Raw genomic sequence first — 23,655 nt, 5'->3', positions numbered from 1 at the left:
CGCCCAGGCAAAGAAGTGTTATGCTGCGCGACTTACCTGTCGTCGCCAAGATAAGGAGAGCCACGTGAAAGCAAGGGTAAAATGGACGGATGGCCGTCAATTTATCGCCGAGTCGGGCAGCGGGCACAGCGTTGTGATCGATGGCCCACCCGACCACGGCGGCCGCAATACCGGGCCTCGCCCCATGGAAATGCTGCTGATGGGCATGGGTAGCTGCACGGCGTTTGATATCCTGAATATTCTCGATAAAGCCCGTGCCGATGTGACCGACTGTGTTGCCGAATTGGATGCTGAGCGCGCCGATGAAGTGCCTGCCGTATTCACCAAAATTCATGTTCACTTCGTGGTCACAGGCCGAGCGCTAAAAGAAAAGCAAGTTGCACGTGCCGTAGAGCTTTCCGCTGAAAAGTACTGCAGCGCGTCCATTATGCTTGTAAAAGGCGGTGTTGAAATTACGCACTCCTTTGAGATTGTAGAGGCTTGAGGCAGAGCGACGGCGCTCGCCCTTTCGGCCTACGATGCAGCACAGCGAAAAAAAAATGCCCTGCCCGGATGCATCCCCTGCCCCGGCCGGGCATAATACGCCTCCTTGTATTACCCCCCTACTGCCCTGCAAGTGCTTTTAGAACATGCGCTCCACGTATGGCATTAGGTTTTTTCTTGGTTCCGACGCTGGCTCGTCGGGGTGTCTTCATCAGCCATAGGGAGGTTCGGACATGACAGATAATCTCCGACTCCACGGGTTCAATAACCTGACCAGCTCGCTGAGCTTTAATATTTACGACATCTGCTATGCCAAGACCGAAGAGCAGCGTACCGCTTATATCGACTATATCGATGAGCTGTACAACGCCGAACGGTTGACGCAAATCTTGAAGGATGTCACCAATATTATCGGTGCGCATGTGTTGAATATTGCCCGTCAAGATTATGAACCTCACGGGGCGAGCGTCACCATTCTCATTGCTGAACATGAGCTTGATGAAGCCAATCCTGAAAACACAGAACCAGGCCCTGGTCCGCTGCCTGAAACCGTGGTTGCCCACCTGGATAAGAGCCATGTCACCGTACATAGCTACCCGGAATCGCATCCTGACAACGGCATCAGCACTTTCCGCCTGGATATCGACGTATCAACGTGTGGGCATATCAGCCCGCTGAAAGCGCTGAACTATCTGATTCACAGCTTTGATTCAGATATCGTCACCATGGATTATCGTGTGCGCGGCTTCACCCGGGACGTCGACGGTAAAAAGCTGTTCATCGATCACGAGATCGCCTCGATCCAGGATTACCTGGCGGAAGATACCAAGCAGGCGTATCAGATGATGGACGTGAACGTGTATCAGGACAACATGTTCCATACCAAGATGCTGCTGAAAGACTTCGAGCTCGACAATTACCTGTTCGGCAAGTCGCGTCGCGATATTACGTTTGAAGAAGCCCGCGATATCGAAAGCCGCCTGCGTAAAGAGATGCTGGAAATCTTCTACTCACGTAACCTGGAGTAATACCTGAGTAGCTAAAAGCATTCATAAAGAAGCCGGCATCGCGCCGGCTTCTTTGTATCTAAAAAAACCGTACCTAAAAGAATCGTATCTAATAGAAACCTTCATCCCCTTCAGGGCGCGTTTTAAAGCGCCGATGCAGCCACAGGTACTGCTCGGGATGCTTGCGAATGGCACGCTCAATAAACTGATTAACCCGCGTTGCGTCGTTAACTTCATCGTTACTGGGAAGGTTTTCAAATGCGGGCAGGCACTCAATCGTATAGGTGCGGTTATCCGGGTTGCGATGAAACATCAGCGGCACCACCGGCGCGCCTGTCATACGGGCGATTTTAGATGTTAGCCGAATGGTTGCCGCCTGCTGACCAAACAAGGGGGCAAATACACTGACATCCGGCCCAAAGTCCTGGTCGGGTGAATACCAGACAATATGCCCTGCCTTGATACGTCGCACCACGCCGCGCAGATCGTGTCGATCAATCGCCTGGCCGAAAATACGTGAACGGGCACGCGTCATAAAGCGCTCGAACAGGGGATTATTATGCGGGCGATATACCACATCCGCCGGAAAGAACAGCGAGTGCAGCGCGCCACCCAAATCAAGCGTTGAGAAGTGAATCCCGACGACCAACACCCCCTTGCCTTGGGCTTTGGCATTCGCTAGGTGTTCCTGGCCATGGTACGCCACTCGATGACGAAATCCTTCTACCTCCCGACACCAGCCAGTAGCGGTTTCCACCAAGCCAATACCGTTAGCAATAAAGGTATCTTTCACCAGCTTTCGCTGTTCATCGGCACTCTTTTCCGGGAAACAAAGCGCCAGGTTGGTGGCAGTAATGTCCCGCCGCCGTTTGGCAAAGCGCCATGCCAATAGCCCGATGACCTTGCCTACCCAAAGCTTAATACCCCAAGGCAGCCAAGCCGCGATATACATCGCACCGATGGCAAGCCAGGTCCCCCAGTAGCGTGGGTGAGCAAACGACGCTGGATACTCTTTTTTCGACATACGTACCACCTAAACTGAAGACTCTTGATAACGTCTGGGTACGCGTGGCAACACCCCAGTAAGCAGGGTATAGCTGATCGTATCACAGTAGCGTGCAACCTCATCGACGGCTAGCACTGCCCCATTGCTGGCCGCTCCCCAGAGCACCACCTCGCTGCCAATGGCAGCATCTTGTATATCGGTCACATCAACGGTCAACATATCCATCGACACTTTGCCGGCGATAGCACAGCGCTGCCCATTGATCAGTACCGGCGTACCATCCACCGCATGGCGGTCATAACCATCACCGTAACCTGCGGCCACCACTGCAATACGTGACCGGCGCGGGGCGCGCCAGCGCCCCCCGTAGCCGACGGGTTCACCTTCGTTAATCTCTCGCAAACCGATAATTTCCGAACGCAGACTCATTACCGGGCGTAATTGCTGCGTGGTTGGGTTGGCCACTTCCAATGGGTTACTGCCATAGAGCATTATGCCTGGTCGGTTCCAGTCACCATGGGCATCAGGCCAGGCAAGCGTTGCCGGTGAATTGGCTAAACACAAAGGCGCATCAAGCGTCTTGGCCAGGGCCTTTAAACTCAGCAGCTGCTGATTAAAATAGAGGCCGTCACTGGCATCAGCGGTCGCGAAATGGCTCATCAAATGCAACGCCGTGACCTGAGGCGCATTGACCAGGCGCTGCCATACCGCTTCCGCCTCCTCCAGGCCAAACCCCAGCCGATGCATACCCGAATCGACTTTTAACCAAACGGGAATGGGTTGGCTTGGCGAAAATGCTAGCAGCGCGTCTACCTGCCATGCGCTATGAATGGCGGTCCACAGTGCGTAGCGCTCCACCAGCGGTAACTCATCGGCGCTAAAGATCCCTTCTAAAAGCACAATCGGTTTGCTGATGCCGCTGTTACGTAGCGCAATCGCCTCTTCGATACACGCCACCGCAAACGCCGGGACGTGGCTTTCAAGCGCGTGAGCACACGCTACAGCGCCGTGACCATAGGCATCCGCTTTGATAACCGCCACCGAGCGGCTTTGTGGCGCGCAGCGGCACGCCAACTGATAGTTGTGACGCAGAGCATCCAAATCAATATGGGCCGCTAGCGGGCGCATTGCGTATCTCGCTTATACATAATAAGTCATCAAAAATAGCCCCTCTAACAACAACGCACCGAGCATAAACTCGGTGCGCTGAGGCCGTGCCTACGTAGCAACGTTGTCTTGGCTAGCTTTCGAAAATCGCCTCTAGCGATAGGCCTTGCTTTTCAAGTGTACGGCGTAGCTTCTTTAATGCCTCGACTTGAATCTGTCGTACGCGCTCGCGGGTCAGGCCAATTTCAGCGCCGACCTCTTCCAGGGTGGCCGCCTCATGGCCGCGCAAACCAAAACGACGTACGACCACTTCGCGCTGTTTATCACTTAGCTCATCAAGCCAAAGATCCACGTGTTCACGCACATCACCATCCACCAGGCAACCTTCTGGGCCTTGAACGTCGTCATCGGCCAGGGTATCAATCAGTGGTTTATCACTCTCTCCACCCATGGGGTAGTCTACCGAGGAGACACGCTCATTGAGGCCAAGCATTTTCTTGACCGTATCAACCGGTTTATCGAGATGCTCAGCAATCTCTTCAGCGGTCGCTTCATGGTCAAGCTTTTGCGTCAGCTCACGCGCGGCACGTAGATAAATATTAAGCTCTTTCACCACATGTATCGGCAGGCGAATGGTGCGCGTTTGGTTCATTAGCGCGCGCTCAATGGTCTGCCGAATCCACCATGTTGCATAGGTTGAAAAGCGAAACCCACGCTCAGGGTCAAACTTTTCAACGGCACGAATAAGCCCTAAATTACCCTCTTCAATGAGATCCAGCAGCGTCAGTCCACGGTTTAGATAGCGCCGTGCAATTTTAACCACCAACCGCAGGTTAGACTCGATCATTCGAGAACGACCAAGCGGATCCCCCTTTCGCGCCAGGCGGCCATAATAGACCTCTTCTTCTGGCGTTAAGAGTGGCGAAAATCCTATTTCATTGAGGTAAATTTGCGTCGCATCCAGGCTTTGAGTCGATTGCCGGTCCTCGCGTCCTAGTGCTTTCTCAAAAGCTTCTTCTTCCGCTGCGACATCGTCGTCAGCGTTTTCCAACGCTTCTTCGGCAGCATCCAGGTCAACCTCCTGTAGATCCTTCTCCAGCATACTCATGGCCTTACCCCCGTAGTATCGCCTGCCCGCCTTTTAACATGTAAAGGTAACCACGCTTACGTGTGCGTTACTGGTGTTATTATTTTTATGCGAGCCAGCTCGTAAGGGGCTGGCTCAACAAAACCTTGCCGCTACTTGCTTATCTGGTGCTCCACTGGTTAGCGTGCGGGTAAAAACTCCATAGGATCCTCGGGCTGACCATCACGGCGCACCTCAAAGTGCAGTCTAACGCTTTCTGCATCACTGTTTCCCATGGTGGCGATCACTTCGCCTGCTTCAACCACGTCATTTTCACTAACGTTTAAGCCGTCGTTATGCGCATAGGCACTTAGGAACTGATCGTTGTGTTTAAGAAGAATAAGATTACCGTACCCACGTACACCACTACCCGCATAAACGACAATACCTGGGCCTGCGGCTTTGACAGGTTGCCCCTTTTGTCCGGCGATATCAATCCCGGCGGTAATCGAATCACCTTCTCCGAAGTTACCCGTGACTTGTCCATCTGTCGGCCATTGCCAGTTGATCGTCTCTGCGGGCGTGAACGTGCGCGATGAGCGGTCCGAACGTTCCACTGGAGCAGCCACAGGTGTTTCGGATTGAGCAACCACCTGTTCCTCAGGCTCCGATGCTGGGACTGTTTCTGGCTCAGGCTCAGGTTCAGGCCTTGGCTCGGTAGCAGCCACCTCGGGTTGAGAGGAAGATTCTTGCGGCGCACTGTTAGTTGACGCTACCTGCTGAGCACTTTCAACGGCTTGTTGTTCAGGGCGCTCAGCGTTTAAACGCTGTCCGCGTTCAATCGCCGATTCGTCAGGCAGTAGCCAATCAAGTTCCTGGTCGTTACTTGCTACTGCTGTCGCCTGCGGGTTGAGCCCGGTTGCGACAACGCCGCGCGATTCACTCGGCGTGTTTTGCGCCTGATTTGCGGGCTGGGAATTATTGCCAGCCCCAGCCCCTTCACGTAATGCAATCATCTGTCCGGGGTGAATTTGGTAGGGCGCGTCAATATTGTTGATGGTGGCTAGCTGGCGGTAATCCAGATTATGCTGCCAAGCGATGCCATAAAGGGTGTCGCCTGGTTTGACGGTATATTGAGGCGAGTTTTCCACCACGCGACTCGCTTCACTCAAGTCACGTACTTGCGGGGTATTGTGCTGCTGATTGGCACACCCGCTAACTGCCAACACCAAGGCTGACATCATGAAGACTTTACGCATGCAAACCCTACTCCTTTTCAGCGCTGAGCCGTATTAGTTGAATCTAACGTGGTCGACTTCCCTGCCCGACGGTTCAATAGCATGACCAGCAATATACCAACGACCATCAGCAGCACCACGCCGATAATCTGCGCGGAAGCGCCGGTCAACGCCGCATAATCACTGGGCAGCAAATAACGATACTCCAAGGGTATCATTTGCCCGCTTGGGCCAACCTGATAACGCAACAGCTCGCGCCATGGCCACAGAACCGGCAACGAGCCAATAATAAACCCTAAAAGCAATTGCATCGTAAAGCCATGATGACGTCTTAACAGCCAGGATAATAGGCGCGAAAACAGCGCAAGACCTATCACACATCCCATACCAAACAGCATAATAATAGTGATGTCGAAACTGCGAATAGCCCCCATTATCGTGCCGTAGAGCCCCATAGTGAGCAACAAAAAACTGCCCGACACGCCTGGCAACAACATGGCGCTAATCGCAATACATCCCGCCACCATCACAATCGTGGCTTCATTACCGAGCAATAGTACCAAGGGCATTAAGCTCGGCAACATTCTGGCTAACAGTAAACCGGCCAACAGCGGAAATAAATACCAAAATTTCCAGCGGTCTCCCGCTTGGGCGACCACCATTCCAGAGGCGGCAACCAGCCCGAAAAAGAAGCCATCAAGCAGCAGAGGGTGCGCTTCCATCAGCCATAACGCCAAGTGCGCCACGCTGACCAGGCTAATGCCGACACCGGCCAGCAAAGGGATCAAAAAGGCCAGGTTCAAGTGCTTAACGAGGGCACGCCATCCATCACGCTGCCAAACCACCAACGCGTCAGGACCAAACTGCTTAATAGTATTGATCAGCTCTTCATAAATACCGGTAACAAAGGCAATCGTGCCCCCGGAAACTCCGGGTATGGCATCCGCGGCCCCCATCCCGGCACCTTTTAAAAAAACCCCCAAGGATTTACGCTTCAATCCACTACTCCTTGCAATAAAGGTACAAAACGCACGGGTTCAAGCCGCCGCTTCTCAAAAGCATTCCCAATGCGCTTTATCTGGGTAAGCCATTGGCTGCCATCAGGCGCTTCCAACGGCGCAATCAATACCCCATCGCGACTTAGCTGCTCGAGCAATATTTCAGGCAGTGTCTGCGCACAAGCCGTCAATAAAATAACATCGAACGGTGCCGCCGTTGACCAGCCCTCGCCGCCATCGGCAACGGTTAGCGTTACCTCTGCGCCCAAGCGCCAAAGGCGATCACTCGCTCGCTCATGCAAGGCGTAAATACGCTCAATGGAGTAAAGCTCCTTCACTAAGCGCGACAAAATCAGCGTTTGATACCCGGAACCGGTACCCACTTCCAATACACGGCGTGGCTCGGCTTTCACAACCAGCTCCGTCATCCGCGCCACGGTAAGCGGCTGTGATAACGTCTGCCCAAAACCGATAGGCAGCGCCGTATCTTCATAGGCACGATGCGCCAAAGCCTCGTCAACAAACAGATGTCTGGGCTCGCCAGCCATCACATCGAGCACATCCGGGTGTCGAATTCCCTGTTCGATCAACCGATCAATCATGCGATCCCGGGTACGCTGAGAGGTCATTCCCCGCCCGCGCCGCTCAATGGGCGAAATATCAGGCAAAGGCATCCAACCAATCCTGTACGTCACGGCACGCGGGGTGGCGCGTCAAGTCGGTTTGCAGCGGCGTAATCGATACATAACCTGCCTCGATCGCTGCAAAATCGGTATCTTCACCGTCATCCGCATTGGCAGCAACCGGCGCAATCCAATAGCGCGTCCGCCCACGTGGGTCTTCGATCGCAAGCGGTTTTTCAGCCGGGCCACGATATCCAAGCCGGGTTACCTTAACGCCTTTGATGGCTTCCCATGGCACATCTGGAACGTTAACGTTGAGCAGCGTTCTGGGCGGCAAGGAGAGTTGATCGGCGGCACCAATCAGGCTGGATGCCACTTTCGCCGCGGTGTCAAAATAACGATCACCGCATAGCGACATGGCTATCGCGATCATGCCCAGGTTGCGCCCTTCCATGGCCGCGGCCACCGTACCTGAATAGAGCACGTCATCGCCTAAATTGCCACCGTGGTTAATCCCTGAAATAACCAGATCAGGCCGCTCATCCCACACGCCATTTACGCCTAAGTAAACGCAGTCAGCGGGCGTACCATCCACGCTATAGAAACCATTTTCCAGCGCGGTTAATGAGAGCGGGCGCGATAATGTCAGCGAGTTACTTGCCCCGCTACGGTCACGGTCCGGGGCAACGACACGCAGTTTGGCATGAGCCTCCAGCGCATCATGTAACGCTTTCAGCCCAGGGGCGTAAACACCGTCGTCGTTAGAGAGCAGCAGTCGCCGCATTGATGCCTCCTTGTTGATCAAGCGTAACCTGGCGGCTTACGCCATATCCGGGTGATGAATGAGTTCACCGATAACGGCGGTAGCAAAACTGCCTCGGGGTAGTGCAAACGAGAGTAGCACGGCATCAGATTCCCAAGTGAGCTGGGGCGCCGTTAATCGCATACGCAGTGCTCTATGGGAGCGTTTCACACCGCTTGCTTCCAAACCTTTACACAACTCAGGATGCTGACGGGCTAACTGCGCCTCGTAGCGCCCTGCCTCATCAACGGCGTTTTCACCAATGCCCCAAAGCGCCGCGGTTGGATGCACGTCCAGCTCAGTGGCACGCGTTATCAACGACTCGTCCACCGCGTCGACGCCGAATACGCTTTGGGTGCCGTCAAGCATCACGGTATCGCCTGGGATAGGCTGGTGCCAGTTGCCGTCCGCCAAGCGAGCGCTTAGTAGCTCATTAAATAGGAAGCTTCGCGCAGTAGAGAGCAGCATTCCTTGACGGTCGTCACGTTTGCGCCACCCCCGTGCGAGCAGTGCCTCGGCACGCTGTAAATTACGCGCCTCAGGGCCGAACCGCTGGGGGCCAAAATAGTTGGGCGCCCCGAGCTGGCAAAGTGCCTGCCAGCGATTAACGAAATCATCCGCTGTTATCGCGTCGCCACTCAATCGTAACGTAAACGCGTTGGTGCGATGAACGCCACGTTTTAGTTTGCGTGGATGACGCACGCTTTCAAGCACCGTGATGCCCAATCCGCCCAGTGCTGACACCAGGTCAGCAGGCGCGTCACGCCCTGGCAAGTGAATGCTTAACCATTGGCGCGTCACGGCTATCCGGTCCTTCATGCCTGAATAGCCAATATCTCGCGGGGTCACACCGCATAATCGGCTGACACTTTTCACCACATCCAGCGTGGTCTGATTGCGTTTTTCAATCCGCAGCCAAAGATGCTCACCATGCGATTCGGGCGTGAAGTCCAGCTGCTCATCAACCAAAAAATCCTCAGGTTGGGCCCGATAATGCCCCGGCTTGGGCGGCCCAAACGCAGCATCCAAAGAGCGTGCCCACTGAGGCAGCTTACTCATTCAACGCCTCAGGCCGGCCGAGTAAAACCACCGTTTCAGCAGCAATGCCTTCACCGCGCCCGGTAAACCCTAACCGTTCCGTCGTGGTGGCCTTAACGTTTACCTGGCCCAAGGAAACATTCAAGGTGTCAGCAATGGTTTGACGCATTGTCGCAATATGCGGTGCCATTTTGGGCGCTTGAGCCATCAGGGTCGCGTCCAGGTTTACAATCTCATAACCTTCCGCCCGAACCAGGCTCATCACATGGCGCAGCAGCATACGACTATCAGCGCCTTTCCATTCGGGGTCTGTATCGGGAAAGTGATGACCAATATCGCCCAGCGCGCAGGCACCTAACAGCGCATCGCTTACCGCATGAAGCAGCACATCGCCATCGGAGTGTGCGACAAAGCCTTGTGAAAACGGCAGTTTAACGCCACCAATCATTAAGTGGTCGCCGGGGCCGAACCGGTGAACATCAAAGCCATGACCAATTCGCATTAAGCCTCCTGAGTAAACGTATCTGATTGTGCTGACAAAATGGCGGCGGCGAGGGCAAGGTCATCCGGATGCGTCACTTTTAAATTATCGCGCCGCCCGCTAACCAGTTGTGGCTGCCTACCCAGCGCCTCGACCGCTGACGCCTCATCGGTCACCATGCGTTTTTGATACCGGGCACTCTCAAGTGCCTGGCGCAATAGCCCGTAATGAAACCCCTGGGGTGTCAGCGCATGCCAAAGTCCTTCCCGGGGTTCTGTACAGGTACTTTGCTGTTCGGCATTGGCCCGTTTCATGGTATCTGCCACCGGCATCGCCAATAGCGCCCCGCCGGTGTGATGAGTGACCGCCTGATACAGGGCATGCAGGTCGTCCGTGGTAATACACGGGCGAGCCACATCGTGCACCATTACAATATCGTCATCCTGTGCGGGTATGGCATGTAGCGCGTTGAGTACGCTATCCATGCGCTCGATGCCGCCGGTTACGCGCTGCCAGGCCGCAAAAGGAACCCATTCAGCCTGAAACCACTGATCATCGCTGTCCAGGCAGAGCACTAACGACGCCTTGGGAAACGCCTCGTAAAGCCGTGCCAGAGTGTGCACCAGTATCGGGTGCTTACCTAACATCAGGTACTGTTTGGGTTTATCGGCTCCCATGCGACGCCCTTGCCCAGCGGCAGGCACGATAAGCCAAAGCGTTTTTTTCACAGCCGCTTACCTGACATATTCACTGCTCGTTTACTCACTGTGCCGATTGCTCATGGTGGCGATTGCTCACGGTCTAGTCGTGGTTGGACCACCAGGCCTGCGTTAATACCTATCAACTCGGTCGTTATGGCGACACCCGGCACCCAGAAAAACTGTTCATCGCTACGCACCATGCCCATATCACTTCGGGCCCGTTCTTCAATAGCGTCCAGCCCGGTTTTAAGATCGGTGACCTCGGCCGCTAAGCGTGCGTTGCGCTCGCGCATGGGCAAGTTGGCCTCTTCCTGTGCAGTAACGCGCTGCTCGACTATTTGCAGGTCACGCCAGCCGCCATTACCTAACCAAAGCGTGTACTGGAGCAAACCCAGTACGACAAGTAACGCTACCACAACCCATTTGTGCATCACCGATCTCCCAAGGCAGTAACGGCGCGCATTATGCCACTATGCAGAACCATCAGCGAGCCGCAGGCACTTTAAAAGGCAGCGCTTGAAAAGCCGCCTCACGATACGCGCTCACTTGAGCGCCCTCCGCCTGGCAAAACTGGGCAACACCCGCCGCCAAGCCGGGATGGTTCATATAGTGCAGCGAACGAACGCGTTGAGGGGCGAAACCGCGTACTAACTTATGTTCACCCTGAGTGCCTGGGTCAAAGCGCGTCAGCCCATTCTGCAAACAGTACTCAATGCCTTGGTAATAGCAGGCTTCAAAATGCAGACAATCGGCCTCCACTTCACTTCCCCAGTAGCGGCCATACAGCGTGTGCTCACCTCGAAAATAGAGCGCCGACGCGACCGGCTGGCCATTCAACTGCGCCTGCACCAGCATCAATGCTTCGGGCATGGTCTGGCGTAACTGTTCAAAAAAGGCATGACTTAAATAGGGCGAGCGACCGCGCTCCAGATACGTCATTGAATAACAGCGATAGAAGTGCGTCATTGTTGCCTGGGTGATCTCTTGGCCCTCCAGGCGCACCACATTTAGCCCCTGTTCGGCCACCAGGCGCCGTTCACGCTTGATCATTTTGCGCCGTTTGGATGTCAGGCTTGCCAGGAAACCATCAAAGTCACCAAATCCTGCGTCCTGCCACTGAAATTGAAGCCCTTCGCGGACGGTTAATTGGGGAAACTGCATCTGCCAGGCCGTCACATCATGCTCATCGGCAAACAATAAATGCCAGCTGGAGAGCGCCCCCTGATGACAAAGCGTCTGCCAGGCTGATGCTAGCAGGGCACGGATAGCCTCAGCATTTAGATGGCTAGCAAGTAACGTGCGCACCCCCGGAACGGGAGTAAACGGGATAGCGCTGAGCGCTTTAGGGTAATAGGTGCCACCGGCTCTCTCGAACGCTTCCGCCCACCCCCAATCAAACACATACTCACCGTAAGAGTGATGTTTACGGTACATGGGCAGTGCGCCTACTAATTGGCCTGCACGCCAAACGCAGGCATGGCAGGGCTCCCATCCTGTCTCACGACTCACCGAGCCACTCGCCTCCAGCGCATGCAAAAATGCATGGCGCAGAAAAGGCTGATCGTGGCCGACCAAGGCATCCCACTGGCTTGCCTCAATATCTTCCATGGCGGATAGAGTAGAGAGTTCTAACGAGCACGCAGACATGATATCTCCCAAGAGCAAAGCGTTGGCGCCCTGTTATCCCGTCTTACTTTATCATTAACGCAGCGTTACCCTTACTATCGACTTAGCTATCGTCTTAACTATCACCTTAACTATCGTCTTAACTACCGTCTTAGCCTTACGACACGAGCATTAACGCAGCGCTTACAAGCCACTATTGCGCCCAATCACATCCAGGTACGGAAGATAAGGAGCGGCTATGAAGCACGATTTAACAGGTATCTTTAATGCCCAACGACACGCTGTTGATCAAACGCCTTTTCCCACGCTAGGTGTTCGGCGCTCACGGTTGGCACGTTTAGCGCAAATGACCAAGCGCCATCAGCATGAGATTGTGCGGGCTATTCAAACGGATTTTGGCCAGCGTAGCGACACAGAAATCCGCTTGGCGGAAATTAGTGCCGTGCTTCAGGCCGTACGCTATGCGCGCCGCCACCTCTGGCACTGGATGCGCCCCTGGCGCGTAGGTATGCCTTGGCGCCTGTTACCGGCAAGGGCACGCATAGCCCCGCAGCCATTGGGTATCATTGGCGTCATTTCCCCTTGGAACTACCCGTGGAGCCTTGCGCTACTGCCCGTTATTGACGCCTTTGCTGCCGGTAATGTGGTCATGCTAAAGCCCAGTGAGCTAACGCCTCACACCAGCGCCTTGCTCGCTCGCCTGGCTTGCCAATATTTTACCCAGGATGAACTCGTCGTCATTCAAGGAGATGCATCGACGGCTCAGGCATTTAGCAAGCTTCCCTTCGATCATCTGGTGTTTACCGGTTCGACCAGCATTGGGCGCCACGTGGCAAGTGCCGCGGCAGCCAACCTTACGCCAGTCACCCTGGAGCTAGGCGGTAAATCTCCCGCGCTGGTGGCGAGTGATGCCGACATGGATAAAGCGGCCACGGCTATTATATTCGGCAAGGGGCTTAACGGTGGACAAACGTGTCTGGCACCCGACTACGTTCTTGTGGAAAGCCGTCATCTTGAGTCCCTGGTTAGCGCACTAAGCCGTGCTATTTTCCAGCAGCGCCCTGATAGCAGAGAGGCGACCAGCCCGATCAATGATGCGCACCGCGCACGCGTAGAGGGCCTGCTGGCAGAAGCCCGTGATCACGGCTGCCGAGTCATTGATCACGGCAACCATGCCCCTGCGCTGGTTATCGACCCCACCCAAACGCTTTCTGTGATGCACGAAGAGATTTTTGGCCGCGCGCTCCCCGTTATCAGTGTTAAAAATATTGAGGCGGCGATTGAGTTTATGAATGCACGTCCTCATGCCCTTGCGGTGTATGCGTTTACTAACGATAAAGCCCTGCAAACGCGGCTACTTCAGCATACCCGCTCTGGCGCGCTTGTCTTTAATGAGACATTACTACACCACGCTGTTCCCACATTGCCGTTTGGCGGCGTAGGTGAAAGCGGCATGGGGGCTTATCATGGTCGCCACGGTTTCGACCGCTTTAGCCATTTACGTGGTGTGTTTTATCAAACGAAACATGCTACCAGCAGGCTTTTGCAGCCGCCCTACCGGCGCTGGCTTATGAAACTGCTTCGTTTACGTTAAAACTTATTCATTAGGGGCTGTTGACGTTTCATTGCAGAGATATTGGCAGGATAAGAGCAAACCCGCAGAGTAGAGGTTCCGGCACTGATTGCCGAGTTACCTTCTGGCGCGGCGCTAATGGCTGATAAAGGCTATGACAGTGATGCTATGCAGCCCCTAATAAAAACGCCGTTGACCGCCAACTTGCCGTTATGATTACCCAATTAGCCCACGCGGTGGGTTGTGGTATTGTGGCAGTGGGGTTGGGACCGCCGAACAAGCCGCCTATTTACACTCTATCGGTTGCGAAGCAGCGCAAGGGGACTATTATGCTCGACCACTGCCAGCCAATGTATTTGTTGCCTGGTGTAAAGATTGGACATCACAACCTCCGCCCCACACTGCTTTGGAGCCTGCTTAATGGCGCATGACTTGCTTGACCGCTTACGCGAACGCTTAGAAGAATTAAACCGCTCCGAGCGTAAAGTTGCTAACGTGATTCTAGACGATCCGACAGCCGCTACCAGCTTAAGCATCGCAAGCTTGGCCCAAGCCGCCAGTGTCAGCGAACCGACCGTTAATCGGTTTTGCCGCAACTTTGGCGCCAAGGGGTATCCCGACTTTAAAATCAAACTCGCCCAAAGCCTGGCGGGTGGGACACCTTACGTTACCCGAGCCGTTGAGCCCGGAGATACGGCGACCCAATACACGCAGAAAATTTTTGGCGCCACCATTGCCGCGCTGGATGAAGCCCAGCGTGATATTGATATGACGGCCATTGAACGAATGGTCGACTACCTGACCCAGGCAAAGCAGATTCACTTTTTTGGGTTAGGCGCATCAGGTGCCGTCGCTCAGGATGCTCAACATAAGTTTTTTCGGTTCAATCTACCGGTCATGGCCTACGCCGATGTATTGATGCAGCGCATGGTAGCGGCGTCCTGCCATACGGGCGATGTGGTGGTGATTATTTCCTACACCGGACGAACCCGTGAGCTGGTAGATATCGCCCGTGTAGCCCGCGAAGCTGGCGCCGTTGTGCTGGGCATTACAGCCCCCGCGTCACCGCTTGCCAACGAGTGCAGCGCCACGCTTAACGTGGCAACCCCTGAAGACACCGACCACTACATGCCCATGACGTCAAGGGTGATTCAGCTTACCTTGATTGACGCCCTGGCCACCGGCGTCACACTACGGCGTGGCGAAGACTTCTTACCGCACTTGAAAAAAATCAAGGACAGCCTGCGCGATACCCGCTTTCCGCTGGAATAGCCCAGCCAGCTAGAAAGGCTTTCGTTCTATACGGCGGTGGTCACGGTTATTTCTACTTTTAACTCGTCGGCGGGCATCGGGGCACATACGCAGGTACGCGCTGGCGCGTAGCCTTCGGGCACCCAGGCATCCCACACCTCATTCATGGCGACGACATCGCTGCCATCCTTGAGATAAATCGTGGCGCTTAATAGCTGCTCACGGCTTGAGCCGATCTCTTTTAACAGCGCATCGACACGCGCCAGCATGCTTTCTGTCTGCGCCTTAATATCGCCATGACGCGCCTCAGGCCCCGCGACCTGGCCACATAAATAAGCAATCCCTTGGTGGATAACGGCGCGACTCATGCGGGCCTTGGTATCGTGACGTTCGATAGTCATAGAGCACTCTCCTAAAAATGGGAAAAAAACAGTGTAAACGGCGACTCAGTGACTGACCACGCTTTCCTGTTCAGCGCTCCGTGGGTACCGGCCGATGTTCGAAAACCCGGCGTAACACAAAGCTGGTATGCGCCCCTGTGACACCTTCAATACGGTTAATAACGTGCAGCAGTAAATGCTGATAATCATCCATATCCTGGACTAAAATCTTTAGCTGAAAGTCGGCAGCCTGCCCGGTAATGATCAGACATTCGATCACGTTGGGAATTGTTCGGATGTGGCGTTCAAAGTTCTCAAACCGCTCGGAGGTATGCTGGTCCATGGCAATATGCAGCAGCACCATCAGTTGGTAGCCCAACTGGCGAGCATCTACCTCGGCGCGATACTGCATAATCAAGCCGTGTTCTTCCAGCGCACGCACCCGGCGCAAACAGGGTGATGCCGAAAGGCCAATTCGATCAGCCAATTCCTGGTTACTGATCCGCCCTTCTTGCTGCAGAATAGTCAAAATTTGGCGGTCAAAACGGTCAAGCGTCAATGGTGTCATCGACATAAATAGCAGCCTCTGCTAATAAATTCCAACTTATTAAAATATACTGCCAATTAATGCCATTTTTATCCATTTTTAGCAACAACCTAGCGCTATAAACCCGTTACACTATCCACACTGCCAAAAGCAGTTAACGGTTGCGTGCCATACTCTGCATCATGAGTCTGCACCGATGAGCGTGTTTTAATGCACCAAGGCCTACGCCACAAGCGGCCAATTTCCAAGTCATTAACCCCTTAGGAATCTCACCATGTCTGCTTTCGATCATCGTAAATATCGCCCAGCACCGCGCGTTCCTGCGTTTAACCGCCAATGGCCTGACCGTGACCTTGATCGTGCGCCGATCTGGGTAAGTGAAGACCTACGTGATGGTAACCAGGCGCTGCTAGAGCCGATGACCGTTGAGCAGAAAAAGCGCTTCTGGCACCAGATCGTCAAGGTGGGCATTAAAGAAGTCATGGTGGGGTTTCCTTCCGCCAGCCAACCCGACTTTGATTTTGTGCGCTGGTTAATTGAAGAAGATCAGATTCCTGAGGATGTCACCATCGCGGTGCTGGTGCAGTGCCGCGAGCATTTGATCGAAAAAACCTTTGAGTCGTTAGTGGGTGCCAAGCGCGCTATTATCCACCTGTATAACTCGACCTCGACCATTCAGCGCGAGCGCGTGTTTGAGATGGACCGCGACGGTATTACTGATATTGCCGTTCAGGGCGCCACTTGGGTCAAACAGTATGCCGAGCGCTATCCAGACGTTGCCTGGCGTTTCGAGTACACCCCAGAAAGTTTTTCCAGCACCGAAATCGATTTCTCGCTGGCGATTTGTGAAGCGGTTATGGACGTTTGGCAGCCAACGCCTGAGAACAAGTGCATTCTCAACCTGCCGACGACCGTCGAAGTAGCTGGCCCTCACCACCACGCCGACCAGATCGAATACTTCTGCCAGCACATCAGTCGTCGCGATAGCGTGATTATCTCAGTGCATACCCACAATGACCGAGGCGGAGCGGTAGCCTCTGCGGAACTTGCCTTGCTTGCCGGTGCCGACCGTGTGGAAGGCACGCTGCTGGGTAATGGCGAGCGTACCGGCAACATGGACATCATCACGCTAGCCATGAACCTCTACAGCCAAGGGATTGATCCTAACCTTGATCTTTCCAACCCGGATGAAATCATTCAGGTCGTTCACGAGTGCACCGGCATTGCCATGCACCCGCGTCACCCTTGGGTGGGTGAAATGGTGTACACCGCCTTCTCTGGTAGCCATCAGGATGCGATTCGTAAATCCCTCAAGCACCAGAAGCCCGACGAACCGTGGCAAGTGGCTTACCTGCCGATTGATCCCCACGATATTGGCCGCGACTACCAGGCCGTGATTCGAGTCAACAGCCAGTCCGGCAAGGGCGGCATGGCCTTTTTGCTTGAGCGCGACTATGGCATAAATCTGCCTCGCTGGATGATGCTGGCCTTGGCCCCCTATGTGCAGAAAGAGAGCGAAGAGCGCGCCAGCGAACTCTCAAGCGAGATGATCCGCCAAGTGATGCTCGATAACTTCACCCAGGAAGCGCCACTGTCGCTGGCGGACTACCAGCTTTCCAAGGGCCAGCATGAAGGGCTTGAAGTGACCTTATGGCAAGGTAGCGAAACCCTGCGCCTGTCCGGTTCCGGCAACGGTGCCATGTCGGCCTTTACCGATGCCTGGCAGAAGCACTCCGGTGTTAACGTGACGATTATCGACTACAGTGAGCACTCGCTGGGCGGTGGTAGCGAAGCCAACGCAATTGCCTTTGTACAGTTGAGCGTTGATGGCCAGCGCATTTGCGCCGTTGCCGAAGATAGCGACACGGTCAGCGCTTCTTTGAAAGCTCTGATCTCGGGCATCAACCGCGTCTCCACTACAAACGCGGGAGCAGCGCTAAACCATCAGGGCAGCATCCTGTCGGCCTAACGATCTATAAGTAATATACTCATGCCTTGCGTGACGACCCACGCAAGGCATTTTTCTGCGCCTTGAAAACGCATGTTAGAATTGGCCGCTTATCGGAGACCCCTTTTGTTAGCCAGTGGAGAAAACATGGGTCCGGGCATCGCAAGCGTACTGCTTATCGCACTGGGCGGCGCACTCGGGGGAATGGTCAGGTTTGCTCTTTCCAACCTGATAGCGCGCTGGCTGGGCAAGGCGTTTCCCTGGGGCACGCTCGTCGTTAACGCGACCGGCGCGCTGGCCGCAGGCTGGCTACTGGGCAGCCAAGGCCTGCCTGACACACCAACGACGTTCTGGCTGTTTAGCGTAACTGGCCTACTCGGCGGCTACACCACGGTCTCATCGTTTAGCCTGCAAACCCTTGAACTTTGGCAAGGCGGCCAATCGGGTCGTGCGGCGCTCAACGTGGGCGGCACACTGGTGCTGGGCATTGGCATGGCAGCGTTGGGCTGGGCGCTGGCAGGGCACCGCGTATGAGGTCCTGGAAATGCTACCTTGCTGTAGGGGTTGGCAGCGGCCTGGGCAGCGCACTGCGCTACGCCGTATCGCTTGCTTCCCAGGCTGCCTTGGGTAGCTACTTCCCGTGGGGCACGCTGGTCGTCAACGTACTGGGTGCGGGTTTGATCGGCTGGATAGCCACCACAGCGCTACGTGCGCCCCATGGCAAGCTGGCCTACTGGCAACCGCTGCTCGTGGCGGGTTTTTGCGGCGGCTTTACGACCTTTTCACTGTTTAGCCTGGAAACACTGCATTTCATTAGCCGTGGGCAAGGGCTGGGAATTTCATACGTCCTGGTGAGCCTGCCGCTATGGTTATTGGCCGCCATGGCGGGCGAGCGCTTGGCGCTTCGCCGCCAATAGCCACTCAAGAAAAACCACTCCGAGAAAACCAATGCGCGAGCAGATAGAAAAACACCAGTGCTGGATTTACCTGGTCTGCATTGGCCTGGGGCTGGCCTTGGGGGTTGTGTCACCGGCGCTGGCCGATGTGCTGGAGCAGTTATTATGGCCGCTGTTAGGCCTTCTGATGTACACCACCTTTAGCCAGATCCCTTTGCTTAGCGTGGTTCGCGGCCTTACCGATGGCCGCTTTATGGCGGCGCTGCTAGTGGGCAACTTTATCGCCATTCCAGCCTTTCTGGGGTTGGTGGTCGCTTGGCTGCCGCTCTCGCCCGCGGTATTGGTCGGCGTATTGCTGGTACTGCTGGTGCCCTGCACCGACTGGTTTATCAGTTTTACCCACTTGGGCAAGGGTGATGCGCCCCGCGCTATTGCAGCCGCTCCGCTACTGTTATTGGTGCAGATGGTCGCTCTACCTATTTATCTCTGGCTCTTTCTGGGATCAGAGTGGTTTCATCTGGCACTCTCCACCTCACTAATCGTTGCTTTTGCGGGCCTTATCCTGCTTCCTCTAGCGCTTGCCGGGCTAACGGAATTTGCGGCTACTCGGCATGGGCGCATCAAGCGCGCCATCTATCATCTGGGCATACTGCCCGTGCCATTACTTGCCTTCGTGGTCTTTATTATTGCAGCGTCACAGGTCAATCACCTGGGCGGGCTGTATCATGTAATGGCTCAGGTCGTGTTTATCTTCATGGGTTTTCTGGTGTTTGCGGGCTGGCTGGGTCGTGCGCTGGGCCGGTTATTCCGCTTGCCAAACGCCAGCACCCGCACGCTGGCGTTCAGCTTCGGCACCCGTAATTCGTTCGTCATGTTGCCCATCGCGCTGGCGCTACCTGACGCGTGGCAAGCCGCGGTGGTAGTGATTATTTTTCAGTCACTGGTAGAGCTTTTTGGGATGATCATCTACCTACGCTGGGTGCCAAATAGATTACTGCCTGAACGCGACCCGAGCAGCTAGCTTGGCCGCTTATACCCTCCGACCGCACCCTGCTTGCTGAGCACCAACTGCCACAACTGAATTTCCCGAGCTCTAAAGGCACCCGCACAGCTCAACAGGTAGTAGCGCCACATACGATAAAACGTTGGATTGAACTGACCTTTAAACTGGGACCAATTGGCGTCGATATTGTGATACCAGGCCATCAGCGTTTTATCGTAGTCAGCACCAAAGTTATGTACATCTTCCACCACAAAAAGCGTTTCAACCGCATCGGTAATATGGCTTAAGGTAGGCAACTCGCCATTCGGAAAAATATATTTATCGATCCATGGATCGGACACGGTCGTACCAAGATTTTTGCCAATCGTATGAAGCAAGAAAAGACCTTCATCCTTTAGGCAGCGACTGGCCATTTCCATATAGGCACGATAGTTTTTATGGCCCACATGTTCGAACATGCCAATACTAACAATACGATCAAATCTTTCAGTTTCATCGCGGTAATCCTGTAAACGGAATTCTACCGGCAAGCCTTTTTTGATTAATCGCTTACCAAAATCCGCCTGCTCTTTGGAGATAGTCAGGCCGACACACTCAACGCCATAATGCTCGGACGCATAAGCCATAAAGCTCCCCCACCCACAGCCGATATCAAGTACGCGCATACCCGGTGCTAGCTGCAGCTTTCGGCAGATTAAGTCCAGCTTCGCCTCTTGTGCTTCATCTAGCGTGCATGCGTCTTTCCAATAACCGCAGGTATACGTCATACGCTGGTCAAGCATGGCCGCATAAAATTCATTACCAAGATCATAATGTTTTTCGCCCACTTCCCAAGCCCGTTTAGCGTTTTGTCGGTTTAACAACCGAGTACGCAACGCGTGATAAATCAATTGCGTGGGCTTAATACGTTGATGCAATTGCGCGCGCAGCAAGCGGGTAAAAAAAACGTCCAACTGATCGCACTCCCAGCCCCCCTGCATATAGCTTTCACCTAAGCCCAGATTGCCACGCGCTAGTGCATTTTCTATCACACCAGGCGCCTTAAGCTGCATATCCCAAGGGCGATCGCCATTGAACTGTATATCAGCCTGGGCCATTAGGCTGGCTACAAAGCGATGAGAGGAGGAGGTGGGATTAAAAGGCAGTGATGTTCGTTCAAGCGTGGGTAAATTCACGGTAGGCTCCTTACGCTACTCAAGAGATGAATAGTTCAAGACACTCTTAAATAAACATAGAAGCTCATTTCAGCATTTGCAGATTTTAATTTTTCCCTTTTTCATTGTTAAAAAAGTCGCTCTACTAACCCGTAGCAAAGCGACTTACCGTAGGAACACGAAAGAGACTTAGCGCAAAATAAGAACGGGGATACGGCTGCTACGCAGCATCGCTGTCGTCGTACTGCCAACCAACAAGTGGCGGATGCGCGAGTGCCCGTAAGCGCCCATGACCAAGAGGTCAATCGCGTGCTCTTGCTCGTAGGTTTGCAGCGCATCATCTACATTGCCGTTGCGGATAGCACCTTCTGCCTTGTGGCCTGCTTCACGTAGGGTGCCTAGCGCCCAACCAAGCTCCAGTCGATTCTCTGCGTTGTCCGTATCCACCAGTAGTACATGACACTCGCTGCCTGAAAACAGTGGCGAACGGGCCAGCATTTCAACGCCTTTGCGAGCCGTTTTGCTGCCATCAAAAGCAATCAGCACTTTTTCAGGCTGCTTGAACGTGGCGGGCACCATCAAAATCGGGCGATGCATTTCACGCACCACCCGCTCGAGGTTGGAGCCAAGATGCTCGCTGGCTTGATGAGCCGTCTCACCGCGCTTACCAACCACCAGCAGGCGCATTTCGTTTTCAAGCCCGACCAGTGTTTCCACCAAAGTACCGTTCAGTTGGCGAGTAACGGCGTCACTAACGCCCTCTTCAACAGCGCGCGTCCGGGCTGCTTCCAGCATCAACCTGCCCTGTTCGCGGTTGACCTTGGCACGCTTCTCATCAAGGCCCAGCAGCTCCTCCAGCAAGCGCTCGCGGGCGCCAAAAAACAGCTGGCCCGAAAGATCCGGCTCGCTTGGCACTTCTGAATGGTTATCGGCCACATGCACAAAGGTTAACGGCGCGCCCAGCGCAAGGCTTGCCCAGGCAGCGTAATCGCAAACGGCTTGTGAAAACCGGGAACCATCAATTGCGGCAACTACATGTTCCGGCATGCTGCTCTCCTTTATTAGATGCTTAGTGGCCATCCATCAGTTTTTCGACCGCCTTTTGATCGTTGTGCATCGCGTAGCGGTCAACCACCGTGGCGCTGGCTTCGCTCATCCCAACCAACGCGACGTCAGTGCCTTCACGGCGGAACTTGATAACGACCCGATCAAGTGCCTGTACAGCGGTAACATCCCAGAAGTGCGCGTTGGATACATTGATCGTCACCTTGTCCAGGCTCTCCTTGAAATCAAACGCCGCCATAAAACGCTCGGAAGAGGCGAAGAAGACCTGCCCAGCGACCTGATACTCACGCTCCCGGCCCGCCTCTATCTCAGTAGAGCCGATGTACATGATATTGCCAACCTTATTGGCAAAAAACAGCGCTGCCAGCAGCACGCCAACAAAGACCCCGATCGCTAGGTTATGGGTACTTACGGTCACAGCGACCGTCGCCAACATGACAATATTGGTGCTGAGAGGATGCTTTTTAAGATCCCGAATCGACGCCCAGCTAAAGGTGCCTATCGACACCATAATCATCACGGCTACCAGAGCGGCCATGGGAATTTGTGAGACCCAATCGGCTAGAAAAACGACCAACAACAGCAGTACAACGCCCGCAATCAATGTTGATAGCCGCGTACGGCCACCGGATTTAATATTGATCACCGACTGACCAATCATGGCACAACCCGCCATACCGCCCAGTAACCCGGCACCAATATTGGCAATGCCTTGGCCTTTGCACTCGCGGTTTTTATCACTCGACGTGTCGGTCAAATCGTCCACAATGGTCGCTGTCATCATCGATTCCAGTAGACCCACCACACACAGCATCAAGGCGTAAGGCAGAATAATCATCAAGGTTTCAAGGTTAAGCGGGACATTCGGCCACAGGAAAATCGGCAGCGTATCAGGCAGCTCGCCCATATCACCCACCGTGCGAATATCCATGCCGCTCACCATATACACAATGGTTAACACCACGATGCACACCAGCGGCGAGGGTAGCGTTTTACCGATCACCGGCAGATAAGGGAATAAATAGATAATGCCTAAACCGGCCAGGGTCATGACATACACATGCCAAGTGACATTGGTTAACTCAGGTAACTGGGCCATAAAGATCAAAATGGCCAGCGCATTCACAAAGCCAGTAACGACCGAGCGGGACACAAAGCGCATTAGCTCAGCCAGTTTTAAATACCCTGCAATGATCTGAAACACCCCGGTTAAAAGCGTTGCCGCCAGCAAGTACTCAAGGCCATGCTCGCGCACCAGCGTGACCATCAATAGCGCCATGGCGCCAGTGGCCGCTGAGATCATCCCCGGCCGCCCACCGGTAAAGGCGATAATCACCGCAATACAGAACGAGGCATAAAGACCTACTTTCGGGTCGACGCCTGCGATAATGGAGAACGCGATCGCTTCGGGAATCAGCGCCAGCGCGACGACCAGGCCCGAAAGGGTGTCGCCTTTAATATTGGAAAACCACTCATGCTTGCTGAAAAGTGCCATTCAGGGAGTCCATCGTTATTGATTAAACAAGACGCGCTAACTCCGCCCCACAGGGTCAGATGTCACGTCATTCAAAACCAGATTGTATGAGTCAGGCTGCAGGATGAAGACGCCAAGAGCGTCAGTAGCCAAATAACAGCAATAGAATGCCGTAACGCCGTGGAAGC

25 protein-coding genes are annotated in these 23,655 nt (G+C 54.3%); 8 read left to right on the top strand and 17 right to left on the bottom strand.

The genetic code is table 11. The annotated features are described in order from the left end of the window. Window positions 1-64 precede the first annotated feature (64 nt). Window positions 65-484, top strand: coding sequence for an OsmC family protein (locus tag CZ787_RS18550; RefSeq protein ID WP_087112043.1), 420 nt, complete (start codon window positions 65-67; stop codon window positions 482-484). Between the two features lie 232 nt (window positions 485-716). Beyond that, window positions 717-1,511, top strand: coding sequence for an adenosylmethionine decarboxylase (gene speD, locus CZ787_RS18545; protein WP_087112041.1), 795 nt, complete (start codon window positions 717-719; stop codon window positions 1,509-1,511). Window positions 1,512-1,599: 88 nt separating this feature from the next. On the opposite strand, the gene lpxL is transcribed toward speD, so the two are convergent. The 12 genes from lpxL to CZ787_RS18485 all read right to left on the bottom strand — a co-directional run bounded on the left by lpxL (window position 1,600) and on the right by CZ787_RS18485 (window position 12,197). Next, window positions 1,600-2,514: an LpxL/LpxP family Kdo(2)-lipid IV(A) lauroyl/palmitoleoyl acyltransferase gene (lpxL, locus tag CZ787_RS18540; protein WP_087112039.1), complete on the bottom strand. Its 915-nt coding sequence runs from the start codon at window positions 2,512-2,514 to the stop codon at window positions 1,600-1,602. A gap of 9 nt (window positions 2,515-2,523) precedes the next feature. Next, entirely contained in the window at window positions 2,524-3,624 is a 1,101-nt protein-coding gene (gene alr, locus CZ787_RS18535; RefSeq protein ID WP_087112037.1) for an alanine racemase, read from the bottom strand. A gap of 112 nt (window positions 3,625-3,736) precedes the next feature. Next, a complete protein-coding gene (rpoS, locus tag CZ787_RS18530) occupies window positions 3,737-4,711 on the bottom strand; it encodes an RNA polymerase sigma factor RpoS (protein ID WP_087112035.1) in 975 nt (324 codons plus the stop codon). A 158-nt stretch (window positions 4,712-4,869) separates the two neighbouring features. After that, a complete protein-coding gene (locus CZ787_RS18525; RefSeq protein WP_087112033.1) occupies window positions 4,870-5,928 on the bottom strand; it encodes a peptidoglycan DD-metalloendopeptidase family protein in 1,059 nt (352 codons plus the stop codon). A 17-nt stretch (window positions 5,929-5,945) separates the two neighbouring features. Then, window positions 5,946-6,905, bottom strand: coding sequence for a DUF368 domain-containing protein (locus CZ787_RS18520; RefSeq protein WP_087112031.1), 960 nt, complete (start codon window positions 6,903-6,905; stop codon window positions 5,946-5,948). Continuing rightward, complete coding sequence (locus tag CZ787_RS18515) at window positions 6,902-7,579, bottom strand: protein-L-isoaspartate(D-aspartate) O-methyltransferase (RefSeq protein ID WP_087112029.1); 678 nt, start codon at window positions 7,577-7,579, stop codon at window positions 6,902-6,904. The genes CZ787_RS18520 and CZ787_RS18515 overlap by 4 nt, the downstream gene beginning before the upstream one ends. After that, window positions 7,566-8,312 carry a 5'/3'-nucleotidase SurE gene (gene surE, locus CZ787_RS18510; protein ID WP_087112027.1) on the bottom strand — a complete coding sequence of 249 codons (747 nt, stop codon included), beginning with the start codon at window positions 8,310-8,312 and terminating at the stop codon, window positions 7,566-7,568. Before surE ends, CZ787_RS18515 begins: the two co-directional genes overlap by 14 nt. 36 nt (window positions 8,313-8,348) lie before the next feature. After that, window positions 8,349-9,389, bottom strand: a complete 1,041-nt coding sequence (truD, locus tag CZ787_RS18505) for a tRNA pseudouridine(13) synthase TruD (protein ID WP_087112025.1) — start codon at window positions 9,387-9,389, stop codon at window positions 8,349-8,351. Next, on the bottom strand, window positions 9,382-9,870 hold the full coding sequence (gene ispF / locus CZ787_RS18500) for a 2-C-methyl-D-erythritol 2,4-cyclodiphosphate synthase (RefSeq protein ID WP_087112023.1): 489 nt from the start codon (window positions 9,868-9,870) through the stop codon (window positions 9,382-9,384). Before ispF ends, truD begins: the two co-directional genes overlap by 8 nt. Then, entirely contained in the window at window positions 9,870-10,577 is a 708-nt protein-coding gene (gene ispD, locus CZ787_RS18495; RefSeq protein WP_087112020.1) for a 2-C-methyl-D-erythritol 4-phosphate cytidylyltransferase, read from the bottom strand. Before ispD ends, ispF begins: the two co-directional genes overlap by 1 nt. A gap of 50 nt (window positions 10,578-10,627) precedes the next feature. Then, window positions 10,628-10,981: a cell division protein FtsB gene (gene ftsB / locus CZ787_RS18490; protein ID WP_087112017.1), complete on the bottom strand. Its 354-nt coding sequence runs from the start codon at window positions 10,979-10,981 to the stop codon at window positions 10,628-10,630. A gap of 52 nt (window positions 10,982-11,033) precedes the next feature. After that, window positions 11,034-12,197 carry a GNAT family N-acetyltransferase gene (locus CZ787_RS18485; RefSeq protein WP_087112016.1) on the bottom strand — a complete coding sequence of 388 codons (1,164 nt, stop codon included), beginning with the start codon at window positions 12,195-12,197 and terminating at the stop codon, window positions 11,034-11,036. A 217-nt stretch (window positions 12,198-12,414) separates the two neighbouring features. Here CZ787_RS18485 and CZ787_RS18480 point away from each other — a divergent pair, with 217 nt between their 5' ends. Together CZ787_RS18480 and CZ787_RS18475 are read left to right on the top strand one after the other, a co-directional pair. Then, the gene (locus tag CZ787_RS18480; RefSeq protein WP_087112014.1) at window positions 12,415-13,770 is read left to right on the top strand and encodes an aldehyde dehydrogenase family protein; all 1,356 of its coding nucleotides are present in this window, start codon (window positions 12,415-12,417) and stop codon (window positions 13,768-13,770) included. A gap of 399 nt (window positions 13,771-14,169) precedes the next feature. Continuing rightward, window positions 14,170-15,021, top strand: a complete 852-nt coding sequence (locus CZ787_RS18475; RefSeq protein ID WP_087112013.1) for a MurR/RpiR family transcriptional regulator — start codon at window positions 14,170-14,172, stop codon at window positions 15,019-15,021. A 26-nt stretch (window positions 15,022-15,047) separates the two neighbouring features. On the opposite strand, the gene CZ787_RS18470 is transcribed toward CZ787_RS18475, so the two are convergent. Together CZ787_RS18470 and CZ787_RS18465 are read right to left on the bottom strand one after the other, a co-directional pair. Continuing rightward, window positions 15,048-15,401: a RidA family protein gene (locus CZ787_RS18470; RefSeq protein ID WP_087112011.1), complete on the bottom strand. Its 354-nt coding sequence runs from the start codon at window positions 15,399-15,401 to the stop codon at window positions 15,048-15,050. A 70-nt stretch (window positions 15,402-15,471) separates the two neighbouring features. Beyond that, window positions 15,472-15,954, bottom strand: coding sequence for an Lrp/AsnC family transcriptional regulator (locus tag CZ787_RS18465; protein ID WP_087112009.1), 483 nt, complete (start codon window positions 15,952-15,954; stop codon window positions 15,472-15,474). A 247-nt stretch (window positions 15,955-16,201) separates the two neighbouring features. Here CZ787_RS18465 and CZ787_RS18460 point away from each other — a divergent pair, with 247 nt between their 5' ends. The 4 genes from CZ787_RS18460 to CZ787_RS18445 all read left to right on the top strand — a co-directional run bounded on the left by CZ787_RS18460 (window position 16,202) and on the right by CZ787_RS18445 (window position 19,792). Then, the gene (locus tag CZ787_RS18460) at window positions 16,202-17,896 is read left to right on the top strand and encodes a 2-isopropylmalate synthase (RefSeq protein ID WP_087112007.1); all 1,695 of its coding nucleotides are present in this window, start codon (window positions 16,202-16,204) and stop codon (window positions 17,894-17,896) included. 126 nt (window positions 17,897-18,022) lie between these two features. Then, a complete protein-coding gene (gene crcB / locus CZ787_RS18455) occupies window positions 18,023-18,409 on the top strand; it encodes a fluoride efflux transporter CrcB (RefSeq protein WP_087112005.1) in 387 nt (128 codons plus the stop codon). Then, window positions 18,406-18,792 (top strand): fluoride efflux transporter FluC, encoded by a 387-nt coding sequence (locus CZ787_RS18450; RefSeq protein WP_087112003.1) that lies wholly within the window; start codon window positions 18,406-18,408, stop codon window positions 18,790-18,792. Before crcB ends, CZ787_RS18450 begins: the two co-directional genes overlap by 4 nt. 31 nt (window positions 18,793-18,823) lie before the next feature. Beyond that, window positions 18,824-19,792, top strand: coding sequence for an arsenic resistance protein (locus tag CZ787_RS18445; RefSeq protein WP_087112001.1), 969 nt, complete (start codon window positions 18,824-18,826; stop codon window positions 19,790-19,792). Here CZ787_RS18445 and cfa read toward each other — a convergent pair. The 3 genes from cfa to CZ787_RS18430 form a co-directional block, all read right to left on the bottom strand. Next, the gene (gene cfa / locus CZ787_RS18440; RefSeq protein ID WP_087111999.1) at window positions 19,789-20,949 is read right to left on the bottom strand and encodes a cyclopropane fatty acyl phospholipid synthase; all 1,161 of its coding nucleotides are present in this window, start codon (window positions 20,947-20,949) and stop codon (window positions 19,789-19,791) included. The two genes, CZ787_RS18445 and cfa, sit on opposite strands and share 4 nt — an antisense overlap. 168 nt (window positions 20,950-21,117) lie before the next feature. After that, complete coding sequence (locus CZ787_RS18435) at window positions 21,118-21,975, bottom strand: universal stress protein (protein ID WP_087111998.1); 858 nt, start codon at window positions 21,973-21,975, stop codon at window positions 21,118-21,120. 22 nt (window positions 21,976-21,997) lie between these two features. Beyond that, on the bottom strand, window positions 21,998-23,488 hold the full coding sequence (locus CZ787_RS18430; RefSeq protein WP_087111996.1) for a SulP family inorganic anion transporter: 1,491 nt from the start codon (window positions 23,486-23,488) through the stop codon (window positions 21,998-22,000). Window positions 23,489-23,655: the final 167 nt, after the last annotated feature.

Source organism: Halomonas citrativorans (assembly GCF_900163645.1).
Taxonomy (GTDB): Bacteria; Pseudomonadota; Gammaproteobacteria; order Pseudomonadales; family Halomonadaceae; genus Vreelandella; species Vreelandella citrativorans.
Note: the sequence above shows the minus strand (reverse complement) of the source record. Positions and strands in the feature narration are given on the sequence as shown.

What these genes read in the sequence shown, in the direction of transcription:
- speD (WP_087112041.1), top strand. Translation starts at nt 717, where the DNA reads ATGACAGATAATCTCCGACTCCACGGGTTCAATAACCTGACCAGCTCG.
- lpxL (WP_087112039.1), bottom strand. Translation starts at nt 2,514, where the DNA reads ATGTCGAAAAAAGAGTATCCAGCGTCGTTTGCTCACCCACGCTACTGG.
- alr (WP_087112037.1), bottom strand. Translation starts at nt 3,624, where the DNA reads ATGCGCCCGCTAGCGGCCCATATTGATTTGGATGCTCTGCGTCACAAC.
- rpoS (WP_087112035.1), bottom strand. Translation starts at nt 4,711, where the DNA reads ATGAGTATGCTGGAGAAGGATCTACAGGAGGTTGACCTGGATGCTGCC.
- CZ787_RS18525 (WP_087112033.1), bottom strand. Translation starts at nt 5,928, where the DNA reads ATGCGTAAAGTCTTCATGATGTCAGCCTTGGTGTTGGCAGTTAGCGGG.
- CZ787_RS18515 (WP_087112029.1), bottom strand. Translation starts at nt 7,579, where the DNA reads ATGCCTTTGCCTGATATTTCGCCCATTGAGCGGCGCGGGCGGGGAATG.
- surE (WP_087112027.1), bottom strand. Translation starts at nt 8,312, where the DNA reads ATGCGGCGACTGCTGCTCTCTAACGACGACGGTGTTTACGCCCCTGGG.
- truD (WP_087112025.1), bottom strand. Translation starts at nt 9,389, where the DNA reads ATGAGTAAGCTGCCTCAGTGGGCACGCTCTTTGGATGCTGCGTTTGGG.
- ispF (WP_087112023.1), bottom strand. Translation starts at nt 9,870, where the DNA reads ATGCGAATTGGTCATGGCTTTGATGTTCACCGGTTCGGCCCCGGCGAC.
- ftsB (WP_087112017.1), bottom strand. Translation starts at nt 10,981, where the DNA reads ATGCACAAATGGGTTGTGGTAGCGTTACTTGTCGTACTGGGTTTGCTC.
- CZ787_RS18485 (WP_087112016.1), bottom strand. Translation starts at nt 12,197, where the DNA reads ATGTCTGCGTGCTCGTTAGAACTCTCTACTCTATCCGCCATGGAAGAT.
- CZ787_RS18480 (WP_087112014.1), top strand. Translation starts at nt 12,415, where the DNA reads ATGAAGCACGATTTAACAGGTATCTTTAATGCCCAACGACACGCTGTT.
- CZ787_RS18475 (WP_087112013.1), top strand. Translation starts at nt 14,170, where the DNA reads ATGGCGCATGACTTGCTTGACCGCTTACGCGAACGCTTAGAAGAATTA.
- CZ787_RS18470 (WP_087112011.1), bottom strand. Translation starts at nt 15,401, where the DNA reads ATGACTATCGAACGTCACGATACCAAGGCCCGCATGAGTCGCGCCGTT.
- CZ787_RS18465 (WP_087112009.1), bottom strand. Translation starts at nt 15,954, where the DNA reads ATGTCGATGACACCATTGACGCTTGACCGTTTTGACCGCCAAATTTTG.
- CZ787_RS18460 (WP_087112007.1), top strand. Translation starts at nt 16,202, where the DNA reads ATGTCTGCTTTCGATCATCGTAAATATCGCCCAGCACCGCGCGTTCCT.
- crcB (WP_087112005.1), top strand. Translation starts at nt 18,023, where the DNA reads ATGGGTCCGGGCATCGCAAGCGTACTGCTTATCGCACTGGGCGGCGCA.
- CZ787_RS18450 (WP_087112003.1), top strand. Translation starts at nt 18,406, where the DNA reads ATGAGGTCCTGGAAATGCTACCTTGCTGTAGGGGTTGGCAGCGGCCTG.
- CZ787_RS18445 (WP_087112001.1), top strand. Translation starts at nt 18,824, where the DNA reads ATGCGCGAGCAGATAGAAAAACACCAGTGCTGGATTTACCTGGTCTGC.
- CZ787_RS18435 (WP_087111998.1), bottom strand. Translation starts at nt 21,975, where the DNA reads ATGCCGGAACATGTAGTTGCCGCAATTGATGGTTCCCGGTTTTCACAA.
- CZ787_RS18430 (WP_087111996.1), bottom strand. Translation starts at nt 23,488, where the DNA reads ATGGCACTTTTCAGCAAGCATGAGTGGTTTTCCAATATTAAAGGCGAC.